The sequence below is a fragment of the Pseudomonas sp. DE0157 genome (genome assembly GCF_007678615.1).
Taxonomy (GTDB): Bacteria; Pseudomonadota; Gammaproteobacteria; order Pseudomonadales; family Pseudomonadaceae; genus Aquipseudomonas; species Aquipseudomonas parafulva_B.
Window position 1 is genome coordinate 118,550 of the sequence record NZ_VEJN01000010.1, and the last position, 26,759, is coordinate 145,308.

Annotated in this window: 27 protein-coding genes and 1 other RNA gene; 8 read left to right on the forward strand and 20 right to left on the reverse strand. The window is 61.0% G+C overall.

Annotated features, from left to right (window positions below):
• From mraY to rsmI, 9 genes are all read right to left on the reverse strand, one after another.
• Complete coding sequence (gene mraY / locus FS777_RS14415; RefSeq protein ID WP_015271711.1) at nucleotides 1-1,083, reverse strand: phospho-N-acetylmuramoyl-pentapeptide-transferase; 1,083 nt, start codon at nucleotides 1,081-1,083, stop codon at nucleotides 1-3.
• Nucleotides 1,083-2,450: a UDP-N-acetylmuramoyl-tripeptide--D-alanyl-D-alanine ligase gene (gene murF / locus FS777_RS14420; RefSeq protein WP_058637161.1), complete on the reverse strand. Its 1,368-nt coding sequence runs from the start codon at nucleotides 2,448-2,450 to the stop codon at nucleotides 1,083-1,085. The genes mraY and murF overlap by 1 nt, the downstream gene beginning before the upstream one ends.
• Nucleotides 2,443-3,930 (reverse strand): UDP-N-acetylmuramoyl-L-alanyl-D-glutamate--2,6-diaminopimelate ligase, encoded by a 1,488-nt coding sequence (locus FS777_RS14425; RefSeq protein ID WP_058637162.1) that lies wholly within the window; start codon nucleotides 3,928-3,930, stop codon nucleotides 2,443-2,445. Before FS777_RS14425 ends, murF begins: the two co-directional genes overlap by 8 nt.
• The gene (locus FS777_RS14430; protein ID WP_178091272.1) at nucleotides 3,930-5,678 is read right to left on the reverse strand and encodes a penicillin-binding protein 2; all 1,749 of its coding nucleotides are present in this window, start codon (nucleotides 5,676-5,678) and stop codon (nucleotides 3,930-3,932) included. The genes FS777_RS14425 and FS777_RS14430 overlap by 1 nt, the downstream gene beginning before the upstream one ends.
• Nucleotides 5,678-5,971, reverse strand: coding sequence for a cell division protein FtsL (gene ftsL / locus FS777_RS14435; RefSeq protein WP_023534348.1), 294 nt, complete (start codon nucleotides 5,969-5,971; stop codon nucleotides 5,678-5,680). The genes FS777_RS14430 and ftsL overlap by 1 nt, the downstream gene beginning before the upstream one ends.
• Nucleotides 5,968-6,915 carry a 16S rRNA (cytosine(1402)-N(4))-methyltransferase RsmH gene (rsmH, locus tag FS777_RS14440; RefSeq protein WP_078478037.1) on the reverse strand — a complete coding sequence of 316 codons (948 nt, stop codon included), beginning with the start codon at nucleotides 6,913-6,915 and terminating at the stop codon, nucleotides 5,968-5,970. Before rsmH ends, ftsL begins: the two co-directional genes overlap by 4 nt.
• Entirely contained in the window at nucleotides 6,912-7,367 is a 456-nt protein-coding gene (gene mraZ / locus FS777_RS14445; protein ID WP_023534344.1) for a division/cell wall cluster transcriptional repressor MraZ, read from the reverse strand. Before mraZ ends, rsmH begins: the two co-directional genes overlap by 4 nt.
• A gap of 308 nt (nucleotides 7,368-7,675) precedes the next feature.
• Nucleotides 7,676-8,049, reverse strand: an RNA gene (rnpB, locus tag FS777_RS14450) — RNase P RNA component class A.
• Nucleotides 8,050-8,119: 70 nt separating this feature from the next.
• Nucleotides 8,120-8,992, reverse strand: coding sequence for a 16S rRNA (cytidine(1402)-2'-O)-methyltransferase (rsmI, locus tag FS777_RS14455; RefSeq protein ID WP_078478036.1), 873 nt, complete (start codon nucleotides 8,990-8,992; stop codon nucleotides 8,120-8,122).
• A gap of 186 nt (nucleotides 8,993-9,178) precedes the next feature.
• Here rsmI and FS777_RS14460 point away from each other — a divergent pair, with 186 nt between their 5' ends.
• The 4 genes from FS777_RS14460 (at nucleotide 9,179) to FS777_RS14475 (ending at nucleotide 12,622) form a co-directional block, all read left to right on the forward strand.
• Entirely contained in the window at nucleotides 9,179-10,996 is a 1,818-nt protein-coding gene (locus FS777_RS14460) for a penicillin-binding protein activator (protein WP_078478035.1), read from the forward strand.
• On the forward strand, nucleotides 10,996-11,367 hold the full coding sequence (locus FS777_RS14465; RefSeq protein WP_145256131.1) for a YraN family protein: 372 nt from the start codon (nucleotides 10,996-10,998) through the stop codon (nucleotides 11,365-11,367). The genes FS777_RS14460 and FS777_RS14465 overlap by 1 nt, the downstream gene beginning before the upstream one ends.
• 86 nt (nucleotides 11,368-11,453) lie before the next feature.
• Entirely contained in the window at nucleotides 11,454-12,047 is a 594-nt protein-coding gene (locus FS777_RS14470) for a phosphoheptose isomerase (RefSeq protein WP_012274070.1), read from the forward strand.
• The gene (locus tag FS777_RS14475) at nucleotides 12,044-12,622 is read left to right on the forward strand and encodes a BON domain-containing protein (RefSeq protein WP_058604946.1); all 579 of its coding nucleotides are present in this window, start codon (nucleotides 12,044-12,046) and stop codon (nucleotides 12,620-12,622) included. The genes FS777_RS14470 and FS777_RS14475 overlap by 4 nt, the downstream gene beginning before the upstream one ends.
• Nucleotides 12,623-12,709: 87 nt before the next feature.
• Here the strand turns inward: FS777_RS14475 and FS777_RS14480 are convergent, their stop codons facing one another.
• The 7 genes from FS777_RS14480 to rplM all read right to left on the reverse strand — a co-directional run bounded on the left by FS777_RS14480 (nucleotide 12,710) and on the right by rplM (nucleotide 17,573).
• Nucleotides 12,710-13,141, reverse strand: coding sequence for a ClpXP protease specificity-enhancing factor (locus tag FS777_RS14480; protein ID WP_058604945.1), 432 nt, complete (start codon nucleotides 13,139-13,141; stop codon nucleotides 12,710-12,712).
• Between the two features lie 10 nt (nucleotides 13,142-13,151).
• Entirely contained in the window at nucleotides 13,152-13,775 is a 624-nt protein-coding gene (locus FS777_RS14485) for a glutathione S-transferase N-terminal domain-containing protein (protein ID WP_078478034.1), read from the reverse strand.
• A 117-nt stretch (nucleotides 13,776-13,892) separates the two neighbouring features.
• Nucleotides 13,893-14,672, reverse strand: a complete 780-nt coding sequence (locus FS777_RS14490; protein ID WP_058604943.1) for a cytochrome c1 — start codon at nucleotides 14,670-14,672, stop codon at nucleotides 13,893-13,895.
• Nucleotides 14,672-15,883: a cytochrome bc complex cytochrome b subunit gene (locus tag FS777_RS14495; protein ID WP_028687198.1), complete on the reverse strand. Its 1,212-nt coding sequence runs from the start codon at nucleotides 15,881-15,883 to the stop codon at nucleotides 14,672-14,674. The genes FS777_RS14490 and FS777_RS14495 overlap by 1 nt, the downstream gene beginning before the upstream one ends.
• A complete protein-coding gene (petA, locus tag FS777_RS14500; RefSeq protein WP_023534417.1) occupies nucleotides 15,883-16,476 on the reverse strand; it encodes a ubiquinol-cytochrome c reductase iron-sulfur subunit in 594 nt (197 codons plus the stop codon). The genes FS777_RS14495 and petA overlap by 1 nt, the downstream gene beginning before the upstream one ends.
• A gap of 261 nt (nucleotides 16,477-16,737) precedes the next feature.
• Nucleotides 16,738-17,130, reverse strand: a complete 393-nt coding sequence (gene rpsI, locus FS777_RS14505; RefSeq protein ID WP_003251821.1) for a 30S ribosomal protein S9 — start codon at nucleotides 17,128-17,130, stop codon at nucleotides 16,738-16,740.
• Nucleotides 17,131-17,144: 14 nt separating this feature from the next.
• A complete protein-coding gene (gene rplM, locus FS777_RS14510) occupies nucleotides 17,145-17,573 on the reverse strand; it encodes a 50S ribosomal protein L13 (RefSeq protein ID WP_003260798.1) in 429 nt (142 codons plus the stop codon).
• A gap of 258 nt (nucleotides 17,574-17,831) precedes the next feature.
• On the opposite strand from rplM, the gene FS777_RS14515 reads away from it, so the two are divergent.
• Together FS777_RS14515 and FS777_RS14520 are read left to right on the forward strand one after the other, a co-directional pair.
• Nucleotides 17,832-18,872 carry an NADP(H)-dependent aldo-keto reductase gene (locus FS777_RS14515; RefSeq protein ID WP_145256134.1) on the forward strand — a complete coding sequence of 347 codons (1,041 nt, stop codon included), beginning with the start codon at nucleotides 17,832-17,834 and terminating at the stop codon, nucleotides 18,870-18,872.
• 237 nt (nucleotides 18,873-19,109) lie between these two features.
• Nucleotides 19,110-20,006 carry a GlxA family transcriptional regulator gene (locus FS777_RS14520; protein ID WP_167338593.1) on the forward strand — a complete coding sequence of 299 codons (897 nt, stop codon included), beginning with the start codon at nucleotides 19,110-19,112 and terminating at the stop codon, nucleotides 20,004-20,006.
• A 69-nt stretch (nucleotides 20,007-20,075) separates the two neighbouring features.
• Here FS777_RS14520 and zapE read toward each other — a convergent pair whose 3' ends face one another.
• From zapE to FS777_RS14535, 3 genes are all read right to left on the reverse strand, one after another.
• A complete protein-coding gene (gene zapE / locus FS777_RS14525; RefSeq protein ID WP_058637167.1) occupies nucleotides 20,076-21,170 on the reverse strand; it encodes a cell division protein ZapE in 1,095 nt (364 codons plus the stop codon).
• Between the two features lie 158 nt (nucleotides 21,171-21,328).
• A complete protein-coding gene (locus FS777_RS14530; protein ID WP_058637168.1) occupies nucleotides 21,329-22,678 on the reverse strand; it encodes a tryptophan--tRNA ligase in 1,350 nt (449 codons plus the stop codon).
• 25 nt (nucleotides 22,679-22,703) lie between these two features.
• The gene (locus FS777_RS14535; protein WP_058637169.1) at nucleotides 22,704-23,339 is read right to left on the reverse strand and encodes an alpha/beta hydrolase; all 636 of its coding nucleotides are present in this window, start codon (nucleotides 23,337-23,339) and stop codon (nucleotides 22,704-22,706) included.
• Between the two features lie 135 nt (nucleotides 23,340-23,474).
• Here FS777_RS14535 and FS777_RS14540 point away from each other — a divergent pair, with 135 nt between their 5' ends.
• Nucleotides 23,475-23,912, forward strand: coding sequence for a YhcB family protein (locus FS777_RS14540; protein WP_023534478.1), 438 nt, complete (start codon nucleotides 23,475-23,477; stop codon nucleotides 23,910-23,912).
• A gap of 276 nt (nucleotides 23,913-24,188) precedes the next feature.
• On the opposite strand, the gene FS777_RS14545 is transcribed toward FS777_RS14540, so the two are convergent.
• A complete protein-coding gene (locus FS777_RS14545; RefSeq protein WP_145256137.1) occupies nucleotides 24,189-25,385 on the reverse strand; it encodes a methionine gamma-lyase in 1,197 nt (398 codons plus the stop codon).
• 127 nt (nucleotides 25,386-25,512) lie between these two features.
• Here FS777_RS14545 and FS777_RS14550 point away from each other — a divergent pair, with 127 nt between their 5' ends.
• Nucleotides 25,513-25,992, forward strand: a complete 480-nt coding sequence (locus tag FS777_RS14550; protein WP_058637171.1) for an Lrp/AsnC family transcriptional regulator — start codon at nucleotides 25,513-25,515, stop codon at nucleotides 25,990-25,992.
• Nucleotides 25,993-26,759 lie beyond the last annotated feature (767 nt).

Sequence of the window (26,759 nt, forward strand, 5' to 3'; positions counted from 1 at the left end):
CTACCTCAGTTTCAGGGTGGCAAGGCCAATCAGCACCAGGATCACGGTGATGATCCAGAAGCGGACGATCACGCGTGGCTCTGGCCAGCCCTTGAGTTCAAAGTGGTGGTGAATCGGCGCCATGCGGAACACGCGCTTGCCGGTCAGCTTGAAGGAAGCGACCTGGATGACCACGGACAGGGTTTCCATCACGAATACACCGCCCATGATGAACAGCACGATTTCCTGGCGCACGATCACGGCGATGGTGCCCAGCGCCGCGCCCAGCGCCAGTGCGCCCACGTCGCCCATGAACACTTGTGCCGGGTAGGTGTTGAACCACAGAAAGCCCAGGCCGGCACCGATCAGTGCGCCGCAGAACACGATCAGCTCACCAGAGCCGGGTACGTACGGGATCAACAGGTACTCGGCGAATTTCACGTTGCCCGACAAGTAGCAGAAGATGCCCAGCGCCCCGCCGACCATCACGGTCGGCATGATGGCAAGACCATCCAGGCCGTCGGTCAGGTTCACGGCGTTGCTGGACCCGACGATGACGAAGTAAGTCAGCACCACGAAACCGATGCCCAGGGGGATGGTAACGTCCTTGATGAACGGCAGTATCAGGGTGGTCTCGACACTGGTCGGGGCCGTCTTGTAGAGGAACACGGCCGCAGCCAGGCCGAACACCGACTGCCAGAAATACTTCCAGCGACTTGGCAGGCCGCGGGAGTTCTTCTCGATGACCTTGCGGTAGTCGTCGACCCAGCCGATGGCACCGAAGGCCAGGGTAACGATCAGCACCACCCAGACATAACGGTTGGTCAGGTCAGCCCACAGCAAGGTACTGACGGCAATGGCAGACAGGATCAATGCCCCGCCCATGGTCGGCGTACCGGACTTGGACAGGTGCGACTGCGGCCCGTCATTGCGAACGGCCTGGCCGATCTGGCGAATTTGCAGGGTACGGATCATCCACGGCCCCAGCCACAGCGCCAGCGACAACGCGGTAAGCACCCCGAGAATCCCGCGCAGGGAGAGGTACTGGAAGACCGCGAAGCCTTTGTGGAACTGTTGCAGATACTCGGCCAACAGCAGCAGCATTAATGTTTCTCCCCGCTGGCACCGCACAGTGCAGCCACGACATTTTCCATCGCAGCGCTGCGCGAGCCCTTGATCAAGATAGTGGTATCGCCGGCATTTTCGGCACTGACTGCTTCGATCAGCGCGGCCTGCGTAGCGTAATGGTGGCCATGGGTACCGAACGCCTCGACGGCGTGCGCCATGTTGGCACCCACCGCATACAAGGCGTCGACCTTGCCGCGGGCGTAGTCACCCACCTGACGGTGACCTTCCTGCGCCCACTGACCCAGCTCGCCAATTTCTCCAAGCACCAGGACGGTGCGTCCGGAAAAGCCGGCGAGTATATCAATGGCGGCACACATGGAGGTGGGATTTGCGTTGTAACTGTCGTCGATCACGCGAGCGCCGCTCGGGGTGACCTGCGCCACGGTGCGGCCCTTGACCGGCTGGACCGCAGCCAGGCCGGCAGCAATGCCCTGCAGGCTGATGCCCACGGCATGGGCGGCGGCGGCGGCGGCCAAGGCGTTGCTGACGTTGTGCACGCCCAGCACGTTGAGTTGCACCTGCGCCTGCTCGCCGGCCCCGTGCAGGGTGAAGGACGGGCAGCCGCGGGGGTCACGGCCAATGTCACTGGCATGGAAGTCGGCACGGGTATCGTCGAGCGCAAAGCTCACGATCCGGTGATCGCCGGCACGCGTCCGCCAAGTGTCGAAGGCCTTGTCAGCCAGGTTGAGAATGGCGGTACCGCCCTCACCCAATCCTTCAAGGATTTCGCCCTTGGCCTCGACGATCTTCTCCGGGCCGCCGAATTCACCCACGTGCGCGGTGCCGGCATTGTTGATGATGACAACTTGGGGCTGAGTCAAACCCACGGTGTAGCGAATTTCGCCGATGCGCGAGGCGCCCAGCTCGATGACGGCGGCGCTGTGCTCGGGGGCGATTTCCAACAAGGTCAGCGGCGCGCCCAGGTCATTGTTCAGGTTGCCGCGTGTGGCATGCACCAGGCCGCGCGTGCGCAGGACACTGGCGAGCATTTCCTTGACCGTGGTCTTGCCGCTGGACCCGGTAATGGCCACCACGGGCTTGTCAAAGGCCGCCCGGTTGAGTGCACCGAGCTGGCCAAGGGCCAGGCGACAATCGGCGACCACCAATTGCGGCAGGTCGACGCCCTGCACTTGGCGTTCGACCAGGGCCGCCACGGCGCCCTTGGCCTTGACGTCCGTCAGGTAGTCATGACCGTCAAAGCGCGGGCCGGCCAGGGCAACGAAGAGTTGCCCCGGCGCGACGCTGCGGCTGTCGATGCTGACGCCATCGAAGCGGGCATCGGCGCCGGTCAGGCGACCCTTCAAGGTGGCGCTCACCTGGCTAAGCGTCATCGCCTCAAGCATTGGGGGCCTCCCAGGCTGCGAGTGCCTTTTCGGCCTCGGTCAAATCGGAAAACGCATGGCGCTGCGCGTTGATCTCCTGATAGTCCTCGTGTCCCTTGCCGGCCAGCACGATGACGTCGTCGGCAGCGGCACCGGCGATCAGCTGGGCGATGGCCTCACCGCGACCGGCCACGAACGCCACCTCGGCCGGCGCCGTAAAGCCGGGCCGAATATCGTCGAAGATGCGCATTGGGTCTTCGGTACGCGGGTTGTCGTCGGTCACCAGCACCCGGTCGGCCAGACGTTCGGCCACTTCTGCCATCAGCGGGCGCTTGCCCCGGTCACGGTCACCGCCACAGCCGAACAGGCACAGCAGTTGGCCGTGGGCATGGGGGCGTAGGGCCTGGAGCACTTTTTCCAGGGCATCGGGCGTGTGTGCGTAGTCGACCACCACAAGGGGCTTGTCGCCGCCGCCCAGGCGTTGCATGCGGCCAACAGGGCCGTGTAACTGCGGCATGACCTTGAGGATCTCGTCCAGGGCGTAGTCCAACGCCAGCAGGGTCGCCACGGCCGCCAAAACGTTGCTCAGGTTGAAGCGACCCAGCAGCTGCGTGCGCAACGTGCGCTCGCCTTGGGCGGTGACGAGGGTGGCGCAGACGCCATCGTCGTCGAACTTGGCCTTGGGGCAGTACAGCGAGGCGTCCGAGTGCTCCAGGCTGTAGGTGATCAACCGGGTATCGATGCGCTCGGCCATCGGCTTGTGAGCGTAGGCGTCAGCCAGGCGGCGACCGAAGTCGTCGTCCAGATTGACCACTTGGCAACGCAGGCTTGGCCAGGCAAACAGCTTGGCCTTGGCCGCTTCGTAGGCCTGCATGCTGCCGTGGTAGTCGAGGTGGTCACGGGACAGGTTGGTCATCACCGCGATGTCGAACGCCAAGGCCGCTACACGCCCCTGTTCCAGTGCATGGGAGGACACTTCCATGGCAACGGCCTTGGCGCCTTGTTTTTTCAAGTCATACAGGGTCGACTGCACGGCGATCGGGTCAGGCGTGGTCAGTCGACCGCTTTTCAGCTCGCCGTAGAAACCCGTCCCCAGGGTACCCACTAGGCCGCAACGCTGGCCCAACAGGTCGAGCGCCTGTGCCACCAGTTGGGTGACGCTGGTCTTGCCGTTGGTGCCGGTCACGCCTACCAGGTTCAACTGGCGGCTGGGCTCGCCATAGAAACGCCCGGCGATGTCCGACAGCTGGGCGATCAGGCCCTTGACTGGAATCAGCGGTACATCGGTCAGCGGCAGCACCGTGGCGCCCTGTTCCTCGTAAGCCACGGCGGCAGCGCCACGGGCCAGCGCGTCGGCGATATGCTCGCGGCCATCGACCTTGGCCCCAGGCACTGCCAGGAACAGGTCGCCTGGGCGCACGTTGCGGCTATCGAGGGTCAGTTCACGAATCAGCGGGTCGCGGCTGGCATGGGCGAAGAGCTTGCTCAATGGCATTGTCATTATCCTCGCCCTCCGTTGGCGGCTGCTGCATTGACTTGCGATTGGCTTGCCGGCGCTGCCGGCGCAGGTGGCGGCAGGTTGTCTGGCGGCACGTTCATCAACCGAAGGGTGCCGGACATGACCTTGCTGAACACAGGTGCCGATACCAGACCGCCGAAGTAGCCGCCTTTGCCGGGTTCGTCGATTACCACGACGATCGCATAGCGCGGATCGCTCATCGGGCCGAAGCCTGCGAACAGCGAGCGATAGGCATTTTCGGTGTAGCCCTTGGAACCCACCGTGGCTTTACGCGCGGTACCGGACTTGCCGGCCACGTGGTAGAACGGCACCTGGGCACGGAACACGCCGCGCGGCGCCTCGATCACTTGCTGGAGCATGCCCTGCACGGTTTCTGCGGTTTCCTTGGGAATCGCCTGGACGGCTTCGGGCGCCTTGTCCACCTTGAGGATCGACAGCGGCACCATCTTGCCGTCGTTGGCCAAGGCTGCATAAGCGTGCACCAGCTGCAGGGCGGTGACCGAAACGCCGTAGCCGTACGACAGCGTGGCTGTTTCGGCCTTGCGCCACTCCCGGTGGTTGGGCAGGTTGCCGACGCGCTCGCCCGGGAAACCCAGGCCGGTGTACTGGCCCAGCCCGACCTGGGACATGACACGGTAGATGGCTTCGCCGCCGATATCGAAGGCGATCTTGCTCATGCCCACGTTACTGGAGTTGATCAGAATGCCGGTCAGGTCGAGGATCGGACCCTCGCTTCGGGACACGTCCTTGATGGTATAGCGACCGATCTGCAGACTGCCCGGGTAAACCTCGACCTTGTCGGTAGGCTTCCAGCGGCCGCTTTCCAGTGCGGCACTCATCGAGATCGGCTTGACCGTGGAGCCAGGCTCGAACACGTCGATGATGGCCCGGTTGCGCATGGCCGCCGGGAACATGCTGCGGCGGTTGTTGGGGTTGTAGGTAGGCTGGTTGACCATCGCCAAAACCTCACCGGTCTTGACGTCCATGATCACCAGGCTGCCGGCCTTGGCGTCCTGCTCGGCGATGGCGTTGCGCAGTTCGCGGGTAGCCAGGTATTGAAGGCGCAGGTCAATCGACAACGCCAAGGTCTTCCCTGCCTTGGCGTTCTTGGTGACCTGGATGTCCTTGATCAGGCGGCCGCGCCGGTCCTTGATCACCTGCCGCTTGCCCGGTACACCGGCCAGCCACTCGTCATAGGCCAGCTCGACGCCCTCGCGACCGTGATCGTCCAGGTCGGTAAAGCCGACCATGTGGGCGGTCACGTCGCCGGCAGGGTAGAAGCGGCGGAACTCTTCCAGCCCATAGACGCCTGGTACCTTCAGGTCCAGCACATGCTGCCCCTGCTCCGGGGTCAGGCCGCGGACCAGGTAGATGAATTCCTTGTTGGCTTGCTGGGTCAGGCGCTCGGTGAGCTGCTGGGGGTTTTGCCCCAGAGCAGCTGCCAACTGCGGCCAGCGGTCGCGCGAAGCCTGCATTTCCTTGGGGTTGGCCCACAGCGTGGTGACCGGCGTGCTGACCGCCAGCGGCTCACCGTTGCGGTCAGTGATCAAACCACGGTGCGCAGGGATGGGAATGTGGCGCAGGCTGCGTGCATCGCCCTGGCCCTTGAGGAAATCGCGGTCGACGACCTGCAGGTCGATGATGCGCCAGCAAATGGCACCGACCATCAGCGCCAACAGGCCGACGACCACACGGAACCGCCAGGGATAGAGTGCGCCTTCGAGCTTCATCATGGCGCCACCATCCGCACTTCGTCAGCGGCTGGCACGCGCATCTTGAGCTGCTCGGTAGCCAGGTTTTCGATGCGACTGGCCGCTGTCCAAGTGCTTTGCTCCAGGATCAACCGGCCCCATTCAGCCTGGGCCTTGTCCCGCTCGTTGAGCTCCCCGTACAGGGTATTGAGCAATTGACGGTTCCAGTGCGCGCTGTACGACACGGCAATGGCCGAGCCCAGCACGCCGACGAACAGCATGAGCATGAGGAAGCTGCCGCCAGGCAGAGGTTTGGCGAACAACTTGCTCACCGCAATTTCTCCGCAACACGCATCACCGCACTGCGTGAGCGGGGGTTGGCCTTGAGCTCTGCATCGGAGGCGAACTGGGCTTTACCGATCAGCTTGATGGTGGGCTCGAACACCTTGTGCTGCACGGGCAGGTTGCGCGGCAGGTTGTCAGCTTCGCCCTTGGCCAGTTTGCGCATGAACAGCTTGACGATGCGGTCTTCGAGCGAGTGGAAGCTGATCACGGCCAGGCGACCGCCAACCTCCAGTGCGTCGATGGCCGCTTGCAGGCCGGTTTCCAGGTCGCCGAGTTCGTTGTTGACGTGGATACGCAGGCCCTGGAACGCGCGGGTGGCTGGGTTCTTGCCCTTTTCCCATGCAGGGTTGGCCACCTTGAGAACCTCGGCAAGGTCGCCTGTGCGGGTGAACGGCTGCTTTTCACGGCGCTCGACGACTGCACGGGCCATACGGCCGGCAAAGCGCTCCTCGCCATACTCCTTGAATACGCGGGCGATTTCCTCGACCGGCGCGGTGGCAATGAATTCGGCGGCGCTGATGCCTTGGTCGGGGTTCATGCGCATGTCCAGCGGCCCGTCATTGAGGAAGCTGAAGCCACGCTCCGGGTCGTCAAGCTGTGGTGAAGACACGCCCAGGTCCATCAGTATCCCGCTCACCTTACCGTGCAGGCCGCGCTCGGCCACTTCTGCACCCAGCTCGGCAAAGCTGCGCTGCACAATGACAAAGCGGCCGTCTTCGGCCGCCAGCGCTTGCCCTGTGACAATCGCTTGTGGGTCTTTGTCAAATCCCAACAGCCGCCCTTCTGGGCCGAGCTTGCTGAGGATCAGCCGACTGTGTCCGCCACGGCCAAAGGTGCCGTCCAGATAGCAACCGTCGGCGCGCAAGGCCAGTGCCTCGACAGCTTCGTCGAGCAGGACGGTAATGTGGTTGAAGCCGCTATCTATGGTCACAGGATCAGGTCACGCAATTCGTCGGGCATGGCGCCCGGTTGTTGGATAGCTGCGAGGTCGGCTGCCGAAACCGTGTTCCAGGCTTCCTCATCCCACAGCTGGAATTTGTTCAGTTGCCCCACCAGCATCGCCTTCTTGTCCAGCCGGGCGTACTCACGCAAGCGGGGCGGCACCAGGAAGCGACCACTGCCATCAAGCTCAAGGTCGACCGCGTTACCAATCAGCAAGCGCTGCAGGCGGCGGTTTTCCTCACGAAGCGATGGCAAGGCTCGCAACTTGGCTTCAATTTGCTCCCACTCATCGAGCGGGTAGACGCACAAACAGGGATCGACAGCGTCAATGGTCACGATCAGCTGCCCGTTGCAACGCGAATCGAGCTCGTCACGGTACCGGCTCGGCATGGCGAGACGGCCCTTGGCATCGAGACTGACGGCATTGGCTCCGCGAAACACGGCTGCGATTCCCCACAATATTAGCTTTTTTGTGTCAGAAAACCCACTTCATCCCACTTTCTGCCACTTGCGCACACTATAGGAATCCGCCCGCAGCACCGTCAAGGCACGTTCGGAAGGAAAAGCCTTACATGACCGAGATTTAGCGCGTTAAAGGAATGTGGAAAGACTATCTGGGGAGTAAAAAGACTTGGGAAATCAAATGCGCACAACCCGATGCGTGCCGAACTTAAAGTGATTTATCAAGAGTAAGATTTTTTCGGCATTACAAGATGAGATCTGCTATCGATTCAAGCAGGAGGGAAGAGGTGGAGAGTCAATCTGTAAGCCGGGTTTTGTCGAGGACAGTCATTCCTCTACGACGGCCATCACTGGACGCCTCTAGCAACCTACCCGGTTCCGACGCGGGCCACGCCTGATGGAACCCTATTTGGTCTTGCTCCGAGTGGGGTTTACCTAGCCACGGACTGTTGCCAGCCGTGCGGTGCGCTCTTACCGCACCTTTTCACCCTTACCGGCACAGAAGTGCTTAGGCGGTTGTTTTCTGTGGCACTTTCCGTAGGCTCGCGCCTCCCAGGCGTTACCTGGCACTCTGCCCTGCGGAGCCCGGACTTTCCTCCCCCCGCCAGCGACACCGCAATGCGGTGGAACTTAAACGGGCAGCGACTGTCCGATCGACTCTCCGGCGCAAAGAGTACCGGCAGATGCTGCCAAGAACAAGCATTACCGCCTTTTATATCAATTAGCCACTACTACGCTTTCTGTTTTTCCAGTGCAACTTGATACAGCAGGTTCTTGCGGACGCCCGTTATTTCCGACGCCAGCGCCGCTGCCCGCTTGAGCGGAAGCTCGGCCAGCAGAAGGTCAAGTACGCGCTGCGCTTCGGTGCCGATACCCTGTTCGCCTTCCGGGGCGCTCCAGCCGCCTACCAGTACCACACATTCGCCGCGCTGCTGGTTGCTGTCGCCGGCAACGAACGCATGGAGCTCGGACAAAGGCAGGCCCTTGAGGGTTTCAAACGTTTTGGTGATTTCGCGCGCCAGCACTGCTGGACGGTCTGCGCCAAATACCGCCTGCATGTCGTCCAGGCACTCCAGGATGCGATGCGGCGCCTCATAGAAGATCAAGGTACGCGGCTCCTCCTTGACCTGCTCCAGACGGGCGCGGCGCCCCGCTGTCTTGGCGGGCAGGAAACCTTCGAAGATGAAGCGATCCGAAGGCAAGCCTGCCGCTGACAGTGCGGCGATCAAGGCACAGGCGCCAGGCACCGGCACCACGGGCACACCTGCAGCGCGAGCCTGTCGCACCAGGTGATAACCGGGGTCCGAAATCAGCGGTGTGCCTGCGTCAGACACCAGCGCCACATCGTCGCCGGCCATTAGCCGGGTCAGAAAGCGACCACCCTCATCCCGCTCGTTATGTTCATGGCAGGCGGCCAGTGGTGTGTCGATGCCGAAGTGTTGCAGCAGGCGGATCGAATGGCGCGTGTCCTCGGCAGCGATCAGTGACACGCTTGCCAGCACCTTCAGCGCCCTGGCACTCATGTCATCAAGATTGCCGATAGGCGTTGCCACCACATAAAGCGTTCCCACTGGGGCGGTCGAAGCCCCGGCCACATCAGTCACTGCACGCACCTGCCATTGAAATCAAAGCAGGCATTGTAGCCCGAGCACCCGCAACAGCGCGCAAAGAAGTTGAACGCCGCTGCGCCACAGCAGGCCTATAGTGAAGCTTCCACACGGCGACATCGCGCCCCGGCCAGCGCTTGGGTACAATCGCCAGCCAACTTGATCGAGTAACAGGACAATTACATGATCGCCTGCCTGCGGCTGCTCACAGCCTTCTGTCTCGCTGCCCTGCTGGCAGCCTGCGCCAGTTCGCCCTCATCCAGCCTTGGCGAGCTGCCCCGTACGCCGGATGCCAGCATCGAGCAACTGCTCGAACGGGCGACCTCCAGCAAGTCTGCCGAAGATGCCGCACTGCTGCGCCTGAGCGCCGCAGACATGGCCTATCAGCAGAAGGACTTCCCGCGCGCCGCACGCATTCTCGAACAAGTCCAGGTAGACACGCTCAAGCCCGCCCAGCAGGTGTTCGCCGTCACGCTAACCGCCGAACTTGCCATGAGCCGCAACCAACCCAAGGCTGCCTTGAGCGCGCTGCAGCATCCCAGCCTGCAGCACGTGCCCGAATTGCCTGCGCAACAGCAGGTGCGCACCTATTCGGTACATGCCGCCGCTCTGGAGGCCGACGGGCAGGCCATGGCCGCTGCCCAGCAGCGTGTGCTGTTGGCACCGCTGCTCAGCGGGCAAGCCGCCAGCGCCAACCACGATGCCATCTGGTCACTTGTCGCCTCGCTGTCGACCGAGCAGCTGCAACAGCCCGCCAACGATCCGGTCCTGGCGGGCTGGTCCAGCCTCGCCCTGGCCGTCAAGGGCGCCGGCACCCTGGAGCAGCAACAGGCAGCCATCGACGACTGGGTCAAACAGCACCCGGATCATCCTGCCGCGAAACAGTTGCCCACTGCCCTCACCAAGCTCAAGGAGCTGGCTAGCCAGCCTCTGACGCGTATCGCCCTGCTACTTCCCCAGGAAGGCCCATTGGCCGGTGTGGCGCGCGCGCTGCGTGACGGGTTCATGGCCGCCCACTTCCAGGCCCAGCAATCCGGGCAACCCGCCCCGTCCGTGCAGATGGTCGACAGCTCCCGCATCGGGTCGCTGGACGACTTCTACCGACAGGCGCAGGCCGACGGCGTGCAGCTTGTCATTGGCCCATTGGAGAAACCCCTGGTCAAGCAATTGGCTGCCAAGCCGCAGCTTCCGATCACCACCCTGGCACTGAACTATGCCGACGCGGGTCAAAAGGCGCCGCCTCAACTGTTCCAGTTCGGCCTTGCCGCCGAGGACGAGGCCCGCGAGGTGTCCCGCAGGGCCCGCGCAGACGGCATGGTCCGCGCCGTTGCCATGGTGCCGAGCGGTGAATGGGGCGATCGTGTCCTGGCCGCGTTCCGTCAGGATTGGGAGAGCAACGGCGGTACCCTGCTGGCTGCAGAGCGTATTGCCCAGCCCGTGGCACTGGCCCAGCAGATTGCCGACCTGTTCCAGCTGCGCCAAAGCGAAGGGCGCGCCAAGAGCGTGCAAAGCACCGTGGGCGGCAGCATCGCTGCCCAGCCGGCACGTCGCCAAGACATCGACTTCCTGTTCCTGGCAGCCACCCCACAGCAGGCGCAGCAGATCAAGCCGACGCTGAACTTCCAGTACGCAGGTGACGTGCCAGTCTATGCCACTTCCAACCTGTACAGCGCCAGCGGCGATGTGAACCAGTACAACGACATGAACGGCATCCGTTTCTGTGAAACCCCATGGTTGCTCGACAGCAGCAACAGCCTCCGCCAGCAGGTGGTACAGCAATGGCCGCAAGCGGCGGGCAGCCTGGGCCGCCTGTATGCCATGGGTGTAGACGCCTACACCCTGGCCCCGCGCCTCGGTCAGCTCAAGGCCCTGCCGGACAGCCGTATCCAGGGCCTGTCTGGCAACCTCGGCATCAATGCCAGCCAGCGCGTTGAGCGTCAGTTGCCGTGGGCAGAGTTCGCCGGCGGCCAGGTCAAGCGCCTCCCTGATACGCCCCGCTGATGACCGCTGCCTCGCCAAGCCATGCTGGGCAAGCGGCGGAAAACCATGCCCTTGAGTACCTTCAAGGGCATGGCCTGAAGCTGATTGACCGCAACTGGCGAAGCAAAGGAGGCGAGCTTGATCTGGTCATGCTCGACGCCGATACAGTAGTATTCGTCGAAGTCCGCTATCGGTTGCACGCGCACTACGGTGGCGCCCTCGGCAGTATCGATCAGCGCAAGCAGAAGCGGCTGGTGCTTGCCGCCAGCCTGTTCCTGCATCAGAAACCTCAATGGGGCAACTGTCCTTGCCGCTTCGACGTGGTCGCCCTTCAAGGCAGCCATCATGCTGGCAAGCCGCTCGAATGGTTGAAAAACGCCTTCGAATGCTGAACCCACTTCGTTCTTTATGCTCTATGTTTCGCGGGCTGATTACCGTCGCGTGCCGCGACGGCCTCCGCCCCATTTAAGGTCACCAGATGGACATGCAATCCCGAATCCGCCGGCTGTTCCAGGCCAGCATCGATACCAAGCAACAGGCAATGGACATCCTGGCACCGCACATCGAGCAGGCCAGCCTGGTCATGGTCAACGCACTGCTCAACGAGGGCAAGATGCTCGCGTGCGGCAACGGCGGCTCGGCCGGCGATGCGCAACATTTCTCTTCGGAGCTGCTCAACCGCTTCGAACGCGAACGCCCCAGCCTGCCAGCAATCGCGCTGACCACTGACAGCTCGACCCTGACCTCGATTGCCAACGACTACAGTTACAACGAGGTGTTTTCCAAGCAGATCCGCGCCTTGGGCCAACCCGGGGATGTTCTGCTGGCCATCTCCACCAGCGGCAATTCCGCCAACGTCATCCAGGCCATCCAGGCCGCACATGACCGCGAAATGATTGTCGTAGCATTGACGGGCCGCGACGGCGGGGGCATGGCCTCGCTATTGCTGCCAGAGGACGTCGAGATTCGGGTACCCTCGACGGTGACCGCTCGCATCCAGGAAGTCCACCTGCTGGCGATCCATTGCCTGTGCGATCTGATCGACAGCCAACTGTTCGGGAGTGAAGAATGACCCCTATGCGCATTGGCCTCATGGCCTTGACCTTGTGCCTGAGCGTCACCGGCTGCAGTTCGGTACTCAACTCTGCTCGTAATTCGCCCATCGAGGACGACCGAGGCACTCGCACCATTGGCAGCAAGATCGACGATTCACTGATCGAGACCAAGGCATCGGTGAACATCGCCAAGGCAAGCCCGGACCTCGACAAGGGCTCGCACATCGTCGTCAGCAGCTACAACGGCATCGTTCTGTTGGCTGGCCAAACGCCACGCGCCGACCTCAAGAGCCTTGCCGAACAGACGGCCAGCCAAGTCCAGCGCGTCAAGAAGGTGCATAACGAACTGCAGGTCATGCAGCCCTCCTCCATCCTGGCGCGCAACAACGATGCGTGGTTGACCACCAAGATCAAGACTCAGATGCTGGCCGATACAGCAGTACCCAGCTCGCGGATCAAAGTGATCACCGAGAATGGCATCGTGTATTTGTTGGGGCTCGTCACCCAGCAGGAGGCCAATGCCGCCACTGCCGTCGTGCAAAGCGTGTCTGGTGTGCAAAAAATCGTGAAACTGTTCGAGTACATCGACTGAACACTTGAGCACGCCAGGCCGCGCAGGCCCTCGCGCACCTAGCCTATTGACAGTACTAAAAAGGCGATCCTTGCGGATCGCCTTTTCTTATTTCACCACTTTCAAACTTGGCCGACCGCTCGGGCGCGGTGGCTGCCCGCCGCCTTCTGGCGGCCCATCATCATCAGGCTGCTCCTGATCGTCCTCGATTTCCTCGTCCTCCATCATCGAAGACTCCAACTCGAAAACCATGCCCTGACCATTTTCGCGGGCATAAATACCCAGTACCGCGCCAATGGGCACGAACAACGAATGGGGCACGCCGCCAAAACGGCCTTCGAAGCTGACGGCGTCATTGTCCATGTGCAAACTGCGCACAGCGCTGGGCGACACATTCAGGACGATCTGGCCATCACTGGCAAAACCTTCCGGCACCTGTACTTTCGGGTACTCGGCATTGACCAACATATGGGGTGTGCAATCGTTGTCGACGATCCACTCGTACAGTGCTCGAACCAGATAGGGGCGACTGGAGTTCATCAACAGCTCCTCAAAGCGTGCGCATTTCGCGTTCAACGGACGACAGGCTTGCCTGGAATGACTCCCGGGCGAACTGTCGCTCCATGTAATCCAGCAGCGGCTTGGCTTGCCGCGGCAATTCGATACCCATCATCGGCAGACGCCAGAGTATGGGCAGTAGACAGCAATCGACCAGGCTTTGCTCATCGCTCATGAAACAGGCGAACTCGCCAAACAGCGGCGAGACACCGGTCAGGCTCTCGCGCAGCGCCTTGCGAGCCTCTGCACGGGCAGCCTCACCGGTGCGTGGGTCGAGAATCTGATCAGCCAGGCTGCACCAGTCACGCTGGATACGGTGCATCAGTAACCGGCTATTGCCACGCCCCACCGGATAGACCGGCATCAGCGGAGGATGCGGATAGCGCTCCTCCAGGTACTCCATGATCACCGACGACTCATACAGGACCAAATCCCGATCAACCAAGGTCGGCACGCTGCCATACGGGTTCAGTTCGGCGAGCCGCGGCGGAATCTTGTCGGTATCGACGTTGGTGATGTGCGCGTCAACGGCCTTTTCGGCCAACACAAGGCGAACCCGATGCGAGTATTGATCGGCAGGGTCGGAATAGCAGGCTAACCCATTGGTTACGCCCATGTAGCGCCTCCTCTCGAGGGATGCTTGTAAAACTGTAAATGAAAACGCGCCTGTGGCGCACTGGCATAACTACCAGTGCGCCACAGGCGCGTTCAACAACCAGAGGTTACTGCGTGATCAGTGCACGTCCTTCCAGTATTCACGCTTGAGCAAGTAGGCGAATACGAAGAAGAAAGCCAGGTACAGCAATACGTAGGTACCAATGCGCTGGCTTTCCAGTTTGACCGGGTTGGCCGAATAGGCCAGGAAGGTCACCAGGTTCTTGACCTTCTCGTCGAACTGCTCGGTGGTCAGGGTACCGGAATTCGGCGTGATGGTCAGCTGATCGCAGGCTTCATGGGTCAACGGCGTGCCGGTCAAGGGGTCAAATTGTTTCTTGCCATCCACCACCGTCTGCACCTGCTTGCAACCGATCACCTGGTTTCCCTGCAGGCCAACCAGCACGTTCGGCATGCCGACGTTCGGGAAGACCTTGTTGTTCACACCGTAGGGCCGCGATGGGTCTTCATAGAAACTGCGCAGATAGCTGTACAGCCAGTCGGCGCCTCTGACCCGTGCCACCAGGGTAAGGTCGGGTGGCGCGGCACCGAACCAGGTCTTGGCATCGCTGGGTTTCATGCCAATCTGCATGTGGTCGCCAATCTTGGCCCCGGTGAACACCAGGTTTTCAAGCATCACGTCGTGGGGAATGCCTAGGTCATCGGCCACCCGCTCATAGCGCTGGAACTTGGCACTGTGGCACCCCATGCAGTAGTTGGCGAACGTGCGCGCACCGTCCTGCATCGCTGCCTTGTCGCTCAAGTCGATATCGACCTTGTCCAGTTCCACGCCATGCTCTGCAGCAAGGGCGAATGCAGGCATCACTGCCAGGAGAAATACAGCAATCAACTTTTTCATCAGCCAGTCACCCTTTCCGGAACCGGTTTGGTCTTCTCGAGCCTTGTGTAGAACGGCATCAGCAGGAAGTAGGCGAAGTACAGGAACGTGCACACCTGCGACAGCAAGGTACGCCCAGGCGTTGGCGCCAGTACCCCCAGCACGCCGAGGACGATGAAGGCGACGCAGAACACCAGCAGGAAGAGTTTGCTTATCCAGCCCTTGTAGCGCATGGAGCGAACCGGGCTGCGGTCCAGCCAGGGCAGCACGAACAGTACGGCAATGGCTGCGCCCATGGCGATCACGCCCATCAGCTTGTCCGGTACGGCGCGCAAGATGGCGTAGAACGGCGTGAAGTACCACACTGGCGCGATGTGCTCGGGGGTCTTGAAGGCGTTGGCCTGTTCGAAGTTGGGTTTTTCCAGGAAGTACCCGCCCATTTCCGGGAAGAAGAACACCACGGCGCAGAACACGAACAGGAACACGACCACCCCGACGATATCCTTGACGGTGTAGTACGGGTGGAACGGAATACCATCCAGCGGGATACCGTTTTCGTCCTTGTGCTTCTTGATGTCGATGCCATCGGGGTTGTTAGAGCCGACTTCGTGCAGGGCCAGGATATGCAGCACCACCAGGCCCAGGATGACGATCGGCAATGCCACTACATGCAGGGCGAAGAAGCGGTTGAGCGTGATGCCCGAGATCAGGTAGTCGCCGCGAATCCACTGGGTGATGTCATCACCGATGACGGGAATGGCCCCGAACAACGAGATGATCACCTGGGCACCCCAATACGACATCTGCCCCCATGGCAGCAGGTAGCCCATGAACGCTTCAGCCATCAGCGCCAGGTAGATCAGCATGCCAAACAGCCATACCAGCTCCCTGGGCTTTTGGTAGGAGCCATACAACAGGCCGCGGAACATGTGCAGGTAGACCACGATGAAGAAGGCCGACGCACCCGTCGAATGCAAGTAGCGCAGGATCCAGCCGTATTCCACGTCACGCATGATGTATTCGACTGAGGCGAAGGCCTCTTCGGCCGAAGGCGTGAAACTCATCGTCAGCCAGACCCCGGTGACGATCTGGTTGACCAACACCAGCAAGGCCAGGGAGCCGAAGAAGTACAGGAAATTGAAGTTCTTGGGCGCGTAGTACTTGCTGAGGTGGTCTTCCCACATCTTGGTGGCAGGGAAACGCGCGTCGATCCAGTCCATGAACTTGCTCATCATGCGTTCTCCTGGTCGATACCGATGACGATGATCTCGTCGGACTCGTAGGCATGGGGCGGCACCGGCAGGTTCAGCGGTGCCGGCTGCGACTTGTACACTCGCCCTGCCATGTCGTAGTGGGAACCATGGCACGGGCAGAAATAGCCTCCGACCCATTTGGGACCGAGGTCGACGGGGGCCACTTCCGGGCGGAAGGTGGGCGAGCACCCCAGGTGCGTGCACAGACCAACCAGCACGAGGATCTCCGGCTTGATGGAGCGTACTTGCGGATCGACGTAGGTCGGCTGGTCCGATGCCTGGGAATCAGGGTCTGACAATTCGCCGGTGATTTTCTTGAGGTTGCCGAGGATCTCAGCCGTTCGCCGCACGATGAACACAGGCTGCCCTCGCCATTCTGCGACCATCTGCTGCCCTGGCTCGACCTTAGCGATGTTGACCTTTACCGGTGCGCCTGCAGCTTTCGCCTTGGCACTGGGGAACCATGACCCCACGAACGGTACCGCAGCCCCCACTGCTCCCGCTGCCCCGACCACGGATGTCGCGGCTACGAGGAAGCGGCGCCGGCCTGCGTTGACGCCGTCATTGCTCATTCAGTCCTCTCCCATCAGCTTGCTTGGCCTGTTGAACCAGGCTCGTACCTACGTTGTGTCTGTGGCGCTAAAAATTGGTCGCCATGGTAAGTAACAAAACCACACACTGACAAGGTGATTACCGGGCTGCACGGCCACTACCCACGCTTTGCTTGATCTACGTCTATGGGAAAGGCGCTCACCGACGAGCGGGTAAATTATTCAAGGCAAAAAAAAGCCCGGTTCCAAGGAACCGGGCTTTTTTCGACTGCCGAAGCGGTATTAACGCTTGGAGTACTGAGGACGCTTACGCGCTTTACGCAGACCCACTTTCTTACGCTCGACTTCACGAGCGTCGCGGGTGACGTAGCCAGCACGACGCAGAGCGCCACGCAGGGTTTCGTCGTATTCCATCAGGGCGCGGGTGATACCGTGACGGATCGCACCGGCCTGACCGCTGACACCACCACCGGAAACGGTGACGTAGATGTCGAATTTCTCAACGCTTTCGGTCAGCTCGAGTGGCTGGCGAACAACCATGCGAGCGGTTTCGCGACCGAAGAACACGTCCAGAGAACGGTTGTTGATGGAGATGTTACCAGTACCCGGACGCAGGAATACGCGAGCGGTTGCGGTCTTGCGACGGCCAGTGCCGTAATTTTGAGTCGCCGACATAATGAACTATCCCGTTAGATCTTCAGTTCTTGAGGCTGCTGAGCAGTGTGTGGGTGAGCAGCACCCGCGTACACTTTCAGCTTACGGTACATGTCGCGACCCAGCGGGTTCTTCGGCAGCATGCCTTTGACCGCAGTTTCGATAACACGCTCAGGGGCCTTGGCGATCAACTTCTCGAAGTTGATTTCCTTGATACCACCTGGGAAACCGGAGTGGGAGTAGTACATTTTGTCGGAAGACTTGGCACCCGTCACACGAACCTGCTCGGCGTTGATGACGACGATGTAGTCGCCGGTATCAACGTGAGGGGTGTATTCTGGCTTGTGTTTGCCACGCAGACGGCTAGCGATTTCGGTAGCCAGACGACCCAGGGTCTGGCCAGCGGCGTCGACTACGAACCACTCGCGCTTTACTGTTTCCGGTTTAGCAGTAAAAGTTTTCATTCTCTAAAGCCTCAGAGGCCGCCCAGCGAAAAATAGACGGCGAATCTTACTGGATAGTGCACAGCTTGCCAAGGGCAAGCGCGCAGCCGAACGCTGACGCTTTTGGGGGCTCGGGTCAGGCACGCCAATGTTCGACGGGGTTCTTCCTGCGTGATGGTGCATCACTTCCGCCACGCGGAGAGAGGCTGAATTATCCAGATTGCGGGAAAAATATCAACCTGCTTTGATGAATGACCATAGCCAAGGAGCAAGCAACCGATGGACTACCGTCAGCTGGGTCGCACCGACCTCCAAGTCAGCGCGCTGTGTCTGGGCACCATGACCTGGGGCGAGCAGAACGATCAGACCCAGGCATTCGAACAGATTGCCCGGGCCAAGGCCGCGGGCATCAACTTCATCGATACCGCCGAGATGTATCCGGTACCCCCGCGGCCGGAAACCTATGCCGCTACCGAGCGCATCATCGGTAACTGGTTCGCCCGCCAGGGCGATCGGGACGACTGGGTACTGGCCAGCAAGGTGGCCGGCCCCGGCAATGGCATCAGCCATATCCGCGACGGTCAACTCAGGCACAACCGGCAACACATCGTCGCGGCACTGGAAGAGAGCCTGCGGCGCCTGCAGACCGATCGCATCGACCTCTACCAGCTGCACTGGCCTGAACGCAGCACCAACTTCTTCGGCAAGCTGGGCTACCAGCACCTGGCCCAGGACCATTTCACGCCACTGGAAGAAACCCTGGAGGTGCTCGACGAGCAGGTGCGCGCGGGCAAGATCCGCCACATCGGGCTGTCCAACGAAACCCCCTGGGGCACCATGAAATTCCTGCAGCTGGCCGAAAGCCGTGGCTGGCCTCGGGCCGTCTCTATCCAGAACCCCTACAACCTGCTCAATCGCACCTTCGAGGTGGGGCTTGCCGAAATCGCCATCCGGGAGCAGTGCGGCCTGCTGGCTTACTCGCCCTTGGCCTTTGGCATGCTCTCGGGCAAATATGAAGGCGGCGCCCGCCCGGAGAAGGCGCGACTGACCCTGTTCAGCCGCTTTGCCCGCTATTCCAACCCACAGACGGTGGCCGCTTGCGAACGTTATGTACAGCTGGCCCGGGACCACGGTGTCGATCCGGCGCAGATGGCCCTGGCCTTCGTTACCCGTCAGCCATTCGTGACCAGCAACATCATCGGCGCTACCAGCCTCGAGCAACTGGACAGCAACCTGGCCTGCCTCGAACTCACCCTCGATGACGAGCTGCTGGCAGCCATCGAGGCCGTTCATCAGGACCAGCCCAACCCCGCGCCCTGAGCACGCACCCAACGCCGCTTGCTTCACGGCTTACCCGTGCAGCGGGCGGCGCGATCTACCAGGCTAGACACGACCCGTAAAAAATAAGACGATCCAGCCAGTGATTGACCACTCCATCCTATAAGAACAATGACAATGATGTTTACCCAACCCTCCGCGTCGTTGCGGCGCGTCAGCATCCTGGCCATTGACAAGGTATTCGCTTCGACCTTGATGCAGGCCAAGGACTTCTTTCACCTGGCCAGCTTGCGCTACGGCAAACAGTTAGGCCTGGGCTTGCAGCCCATGTTCGAGATCCACCTGGTCAGCCCTGACGGGTTGCCGGTCGAGAGCTTCAGCAACGTGCAGCTGCCGGTGGACGGCGGCCTGGATGATGCCGACGTGATTATTCTTCCGGCGTTCTGGGACGATTTTGACAACCTGTTGCAACGTTATCCGCAGGTGCTGCCCTGGCTGCAAGCACAGCATGCCCGGGGCGCCGTGCTGTGTGCAGAGGCCAGTGGCGTGTTCTGGCTGGCCGAGTCGGGTCTGCTCGACGGCAAGGAAGCGACCACGTACTGGCGTTTCTTCGACAGTTTTGCCGAGCGCTTCCCGCAAGTACGCCTGACCCAGGACAAACACCTTACCGACGCCGACAACCTGTACTGCGCCGGCGGCACTACATCGGCCTGCGACCTGTACATCTACCTGATCGAGCGCTTTTGCGGGGCCAATGTGGCGCGGGCCGTCTCGCGCGACATTCTGTACGAAGTGCAGCGCAACTACACGCCGGGACGCATGGGCTTTGGCGGCCAGAAGCTGCACCAGGACCTGATCATCTTGCAGATCCAGCACTGGCTCGAAGAGCACTTCGCAGACAAGTTCCGCTTCGAGGACGTGGCCCGTAACCACGGCATGAGCATTCGCAACTTCATGCGCCGCTTCCAGGGCGCGACCGGGGACAAGCCGTTGCATTACCTGCAACGCTTGCGCATCGAGACGGCCAAGGGACTGTTGTCGAGCACGCGCAAGAGCATCAAGACCATCAGTTACGAGGTGGGCTATGACGATGCCAGCTTCTTTGCCCGGCTGTTTCGCCAGCACACCGACCTGTCGCCGAACCAGTATCGCCAGCAGTTTATGCAAGAAGCCTGAGCGCAATCGGGCTGCCTGACAGCCCACCGCCGGCAATCAGGCGGTGGACTGCCAGGCAGCCCCAGGGTCTCAAGGCTTGTGCGCGCGGGACAGGAATTCGTGAGACTGCATTTCCAGCAGTCGGCTCAGCGTGCGCTGAAACTCGAAGCTCAGGCGCCCACCGGTATACAGGTCCTTGAGTTCCACCTCGGCCGAGATGATCAGCTTGACGTTACGGTCATAGAACTCGTCGACCATGTTGATGAAGCGACGCGCGATGTCATCGCTTGCCACGCCCATCTGCTCGACGTTGCTCAGCAGGACCGCATGGAAGATCTTGCCCAGTTCGATGTAGTCGTTCTGGCTTCGCGGCCCATCACACAAGGCGCGGAAGTCGAACCAGGCCACATCGTCGCAAGTGCGCAGCGCCTGAATGGGACGGTTCTCGATCATCAGCACGTCGTTCTCGACCGCTGCGGTGCACTCGGGCGTCAGCGCCTTGAAGCTGGCACGCATGCTCTGCTGCGCCGCCTCGTCGAGCGGGTGATGGAACAGTTCGGCCTGCTCAAGGTGGCGCAGGCGATAATCGACACCGCTGTCGACGTTCACCACATCGGTGTACTGCTTGATCATGGCGATGGCCGGCAGGAAGCGTGCACGTTGCAGGCCATCCTTGTAGAGGCCGTCCGGCACGATGTTGGAAGTGGCCACCAGGGAAACACCGTTCTTGAACAGCTCCTCCATCAGGGTGCCCAGGATCATGGCGTCGGTGATGTCCGAGACGAAGAATTCGTCGAAGCAGATCACCTTGGCCTCATCGCTGAAGCGCTTGGCAATGATGGTCAGGGGGTTCTTCTCGCCCTTGAGGGTTTTCATCTCTTCGTGGACACGCTTCATGAAGCGGTGGAAGTGCGTGCGCATCTTCTGCTTGAACGGCAGCGCTTCGAAGAAGGTGTCGACCAGGTAAGTCTTGCCTCGCCCTACCCCGCCCCAGAAGTACAGGCCCTTGACCGGGGTCTGCTCCTTCTTGCCGAACAACTTGCCGAATACACCCGGCTTGTTGTTCTGGGCCTGCACCAGGTCGTCGTACAGGCGCTGCAGGTGACGCACCGCAGTTTCCTGCGCCGCGTCATGAAAGAAATCGGGACGTTTCAGATCTGCTTGATAGCGTTCTAGGGGAGTCATGATTCGTTAGCGAGGCAACAAAAAACGGGCCGTCACTGTAGCGAGCGGCCCGCCTAATGGCAATGCGACTTGCGTCAATATGCCCCATACCGGTAACCAGAGCCCGATGATAGTGCCCTGATCATCAGGCCAGAGGGCGGGCACATTCCGTCCGTCGATCAGTCCTGTTGCGGCTCAAGCGCTGCACGAAGACGCTCGATGGCTGCATCACGGGCTTGTTCGCTGTCGAACGAGGCACCGTCGGCAACCGGCTCACCCTTGAGCCACACACCAAAGCCCAGCCCCTCGGCGCGGATATCGACCCCATCGCCTTGCTGCAACTGCTTGCTTGCGGCACCGGCGCTCTTGCCATCGGCAAAGCTGCGGGACAACAGCAGTTGCTCGCCATCGGCAGCCAACAAGCGGAAGCGGAAGCTGCCGTCTTCGTCCCGGAAGCTGACGAAGCGCGCGCTCTTGGCGACCTTCTTCTTGACGTTCGCCGTGGTCTGCACGCTGCTGCGGAACGAGCGCAGGCCAACGGCCTCGCGCAATTGTTCCAGGAACGGCGTGGCGATGGTGCGCGCCTTGGCCGCGCCTGCCAGGAGGATGTCCTCCAGGTCCGCAGGCCGCGCGATCAGCTGATGGTAATAGTCGCGCTTTTCCGCCAACTGGCCATCGAGCAGCTGGAACAGGCGCTGCTTGGCTTCGCCCCAACCCAGGCCCTGCTCTAGCTCGGCTCGGAACTCGGCGCACTGTGCAGGCGTGGAGAAGGCCTGGAACAGCGTGAACAGGTGCGCGTCGTCCGGGTTCTTGGCTTCACCCGGCGCGCGCGAGTCCGTCACGATGCGCGAAATGGCATCCTTCATGTCCTTGGCGCTGGTGAACAACGGGATGGTGTTGTCATAGCTCTTGGACATCTTGCGCCCATCCAGGCCGGGCAAGGTAGCCACGCTTTCCTCGATGACCGCTTCCGGCAGTGCGAAGAACTCATTGCCCTGGCCGAACAGGTGGTTGAAGCGCTGGCCGATATCGCGGGCCATTTCCACGTGCTGGATCTGGTCACGGCCAACCGGCACCTTGTTGGCGTTGAACATCAGGATGTCCGCCGCCATCAGCACCGGGTAGCTGAACAGGCCCATGGTGACGCCGGCGTCCGGGTCTTCGCCGTTTTCGACGTTCTTGTCCACCGATGCCTTGTAGGCATGGGCCCGGTTGAGCAAGCCCTTGGCCGCAACGCAGGTCAGCAGCCAGGTCAGCTCGGGGATTTCCGGAATGTCGGACTGGCGGTAGAAGGTCACCTTGTCCGGATCCAGGCCACCGGCTAGCCAGGTGGCGGCGATTTCCAGGCGCGAGCGCTGGATGCGCAGCGGGTCGTCGCACTTGATCAGGGCGTGGTAGTCGGCCAGGAAGTAGAACGAGTCCACGCCAGGCTGCTGGCTGGCTCGGATGGCCGGGCGGATGGCACCGGCGTAGTTGCCCAGGTGCGGAGTGCCGGTGGTCGTGATACCGGTAAGGATACGCGTGGTCATGGGTGTTCGCTTATTCAGGCTTGGCTCAGTTCGAAAGGCGTGGCAGCAGCAGATCCTTGAGGTCGGTCAGCTTGCCATGGAAGAAGTGTCCGCATTCTGCCACTTTCAGCAGCTCATGGGGGCGCGACAGGCTGTCGGACCACTCGTAAACCAGCGTCGGTGCAACGACTTCGTCGGCATCGGGTTGCACCAGGGTCACCGGGCACCGTTGCGGCACGGGGAATTGCTCGGTCAGGCGCATGACGGCCGGGGCGATCATGAACAGATGCTGCAAGGCAACGCCTTCGACTTCCAGGCGGCCAGCCAGGGCGGTCGCCACGAAGCCGCCGAAGGAAAAGCCCATCAGCACCAAGGGCAGCCCGGGATGCGCCGCCCGCAGCCAGGCGGCAGCGGCTTGAGCATCAGCCACCTCGCCTTGTCCCATGTCATGGCTGCCGGCACTCTGCCCGACGCCGCGGTAGTTGAAACGCAGGGTCACATACCCGGTATCCCGGGCCGTGCGTTGCAATGTCGAAACCACCTTGTTGAGCATGGTGCCGCCCTGGACCGGGTTGGGGTGACAGATCAGCACGGCGCCACGGGCGTCTGCCACGTCCAGGTAGAGGGCTTCGAGCGGGCCACTGGGGCCGTCGATGAACAGAGGGGTTTCGCGGACAAGCAAGGCACTACTCCGTGACCTTGGGGGAGGTCGATTCGTCTAGGTGAGGAATTCTGTTCTGATTTGCGATCGCTCGCGGTATACAGCGCAGGTCTGAGCCGTTAACGTAAAGCAAAGCCGTTTATAGAGGAAGGACTCGTGGAACTCTCGCTCCTTGTTTGGTTGTTGCCTACCCTGGCCCTGGTCATCGGTGTGGTCGTCGGTTTCGTCGTGGCGCGCCTGTTGCCCAACGCTGCGCCCAGCAGCAGCCAGCGCCAGCTCGATGACATCCAACAGCGTTTCGACAGCTACCAGAACCAGGTGGTGACGCACTTCAACAGCACCGCCGTACTGGTCAAAAAGCTCAACCAGAGCTATCAGGATGTCCAGGATCATCTGGCCGACGGCGCCAACAACCTGGCCCTGGACGAAGTGACGCGTCAACGCCTGCTGGCAGCGCTGCACTCGGAAAGCTCCCACGGTCCGCACAGTCGCCTGACGCCGCCCAGAGACACCGCCGAAGTGCCGCGCGACTATGCACCGAAAACGCCCAACTCACCGGGCATGCTCGACGAGAGCTATGGTCTGAAGCACTGACATTGAAAAAGGCCTCGGAAGAGGCCTTTTTCAATGCACGATCACCATCGACCAGGTGTCTCGCTGCGATAGGGGGACGCCCTTCAGGTCAAGGCTTGCGCCAAGAATGACCGCCCTCGTCGTCCTCTCCGCCAGCGTGGCGAATGATCAGATCAAGTGGGTATGCAGATGCTTTCATGGTGACGCTCCTTTTGGTTGCGCTGGCTCTCTCGCCAGCACCACCAGAATGCCCTCGCCGTCTCTGGACTAGGCAGCGGGCAGCACTTCCTCGCACCCTCATGCGCAGGCGCGCAACGCCTGTTGCACATCTGCCAGTAGGTCCTCAATGTCCTCAAGCCCTACCGACAAACGCACAAGCCCCTCGGAGATACCGTGCTGCGCCCGCTCTTCGGGTGTATAGCTTGAGTGGGTCATGCTTGCCGGGTGCTGGGCCAACGACTCAGCATCACCCAGGCTCACAGCGCGCGCGAACAGGCCCAGCGTATTCATGAAGCGGCGTCCGGCGCCAAGGCCGCCCTTGAGTTCGAAGGCGATCATGCCGCCGGGCAGGCGCATTTGCCGCTTGGCCAAGTCGTGCTGCGCAAACGACGGCAAGCCTGGGTAGTGAATCAACTCCACCTGCGGCTGACGCGACAGGTAGTCGGCAACCTGTTGGGCGTTCGCGCAATGCCGGTCCATGCGCAGGGCAAGGGTCTTGATGCCACGCATCAGCAGCATGGCGTCCTGGGGTGACAACACCGCCCCGGTCATGTCCTTGAGCCCTTGCAGACGAATGCGATCGACCAGTGCCTGGCGGCCCACCACCAGGCCGGCGGTGATATCGCCATGGCCGCTGAGGTACTTGGTGGCCGAATGCACGACCAGATCAGCGCCCAGTTCCAGCGGCCGTTGCAGGTAAGGCGTGCAGTAGGTGTTGTCGACTACCACCAGCACATCGCGGCCGCGTACCGCTTCGGCCACAGCGGCAATGTCGATCAGCCGCATGGTCGGGTTGGCGGGGGTCTCGAAGTAGATCATGCGCGTCTTGTCACTGAGCGCAGCGCGCAGCGCATCGGCATCGTTGAGGTCGACGTGGCGGATGGTCACGCCAAACGCCCCGATGCCATGGTGCATGAAGGCAAAGGTGCACCCATACACGGTCTGCCCGACGATCAACTCATCGCCCGGGCGCAGCAAGGTCCAGAGCGTGGACGTGATGGCGCCCATCCCCGATGCCAGCGCAAGGCCCGCCTCCCCGCCTTCAAGCGAAGCCATGCGCGCTTCGAGCAAATTCAGCGTGGGGTTGGAGATACGGCTGTAGAAATGTCCGGCCTGTTCACCGGCAAAGCACGCCGCGCCGTATTCGACGGTGGGAAAGGCATAGGTAGCGGTTTGGTAGATCGGTGGTACCAGTGCGCCGCCGTGCGCGAGCGGGTCGTAGCCGTGATGGATGGCACGCGTTGAAAAACCGTTGTCGTGACGGGAGTCGCGCATGGCAACAGCCTCTTGTTGGTTTGATCTAAGCTTATGCCACTGCAACCCAAGCATTTTTCCAAAATGACCAGCCCATCAGCGCTGCTTTGGAACAAAAACAAGAACCGTGAATACTTGAGGGCAAAGCATGCCTGCACCCTTGGACCGCATCGACCGCGCACTGCTCGCGGCCTTGCAGAATAATGCCCGCCTCACCGTCGCCGAGCTTGCGGACCTGGTATCGCTGACCACTTCGCCCTGCTGGCGCAGGGTCAAGCTGCTGGAAGAGAACGGTTATATCACTGGCTACCGGGCCACACTTTCACCCAAGTCGCTAGGGTTCGGAGTAACTGCCTTCGTCAGCATCATGATGGACTCCCACACCAAACCCATGGCGCTGGCATTCGAGCAGCGGCTGATGGAGATACCCGAGATTGTGGCCTGCCATAACATTTCCGGGCGGTACGATTTTCTGCTGGAAATCGTGGCCAAGGACTTAGAGGCCTTCGGAGAATTTGCCCGTGAGGTGCTTCAGCGCCTGCCGGGAGTGAAGGAAATTTATTCGAGCTTTTCCTACAAGGCGGTGAAGGAAAAACGAGTGATACCTGTGTCGGAGAAGCATATCTAGGCTCTGTATAAAAGCCTTGATACTCGGTGATGCTGGGTTGGAAATAGCCTGGATCGCCAGCCCGGTCGGAATGCTCATTTACAACCCGTAAAGTCGAACGCGACTCCGACCGTTCCTCGGCTGTTTTCGCCTTGCCTGACCTTCGTCTCAAGACTTTTCATACAGAGCCTAGGACAAGTTCCGAGCGATAAACAATGCCCGCAGCCGCTCTAGACGCCCGCCAGCCTAACCAAATGCCTGCTTGACCAAGTTGTCGAACAGGCTGTAGGCCGGCAGCACTTCACGACGATGATCCTCATCGCTGGCGTCCAGAGGTGTGACAGCATCCCTCCGGATATTACTTGCTATTCAGCACCGTGACCGACACTGGGGCATATGAGATTCTAAAAGTTGTAAAAGTGTGATGGCAGGTGAACGGAAAAGGAGATTTCAATGCTAGTAAAAAGCAGCAAGGCCCTGACTACCTAGGGCCTCAACTTTGAGGTGACCTAGGTGCCAGCTGAGTTATAGATCACATCAAACAAGGCTGCTACTGCATCACCGAATCTAGCCATCAGCAACAGCTGGTGTATTCAGCGCCAAATAAACTGCTTGCTCAGGTGATAACTCCTGAGAAAAATCGGCGACAGCGAAATACACATGGGGGCGAAAAATCAAATCCACGAGTCGCTCATTAGGTATATTCACCTCCCCTCCATGTCAGGATAGTTGTCGCCCCGTGCAATAGATGGAGGGCGAGGACTGTCTCATGAAGCAACGACGTTACA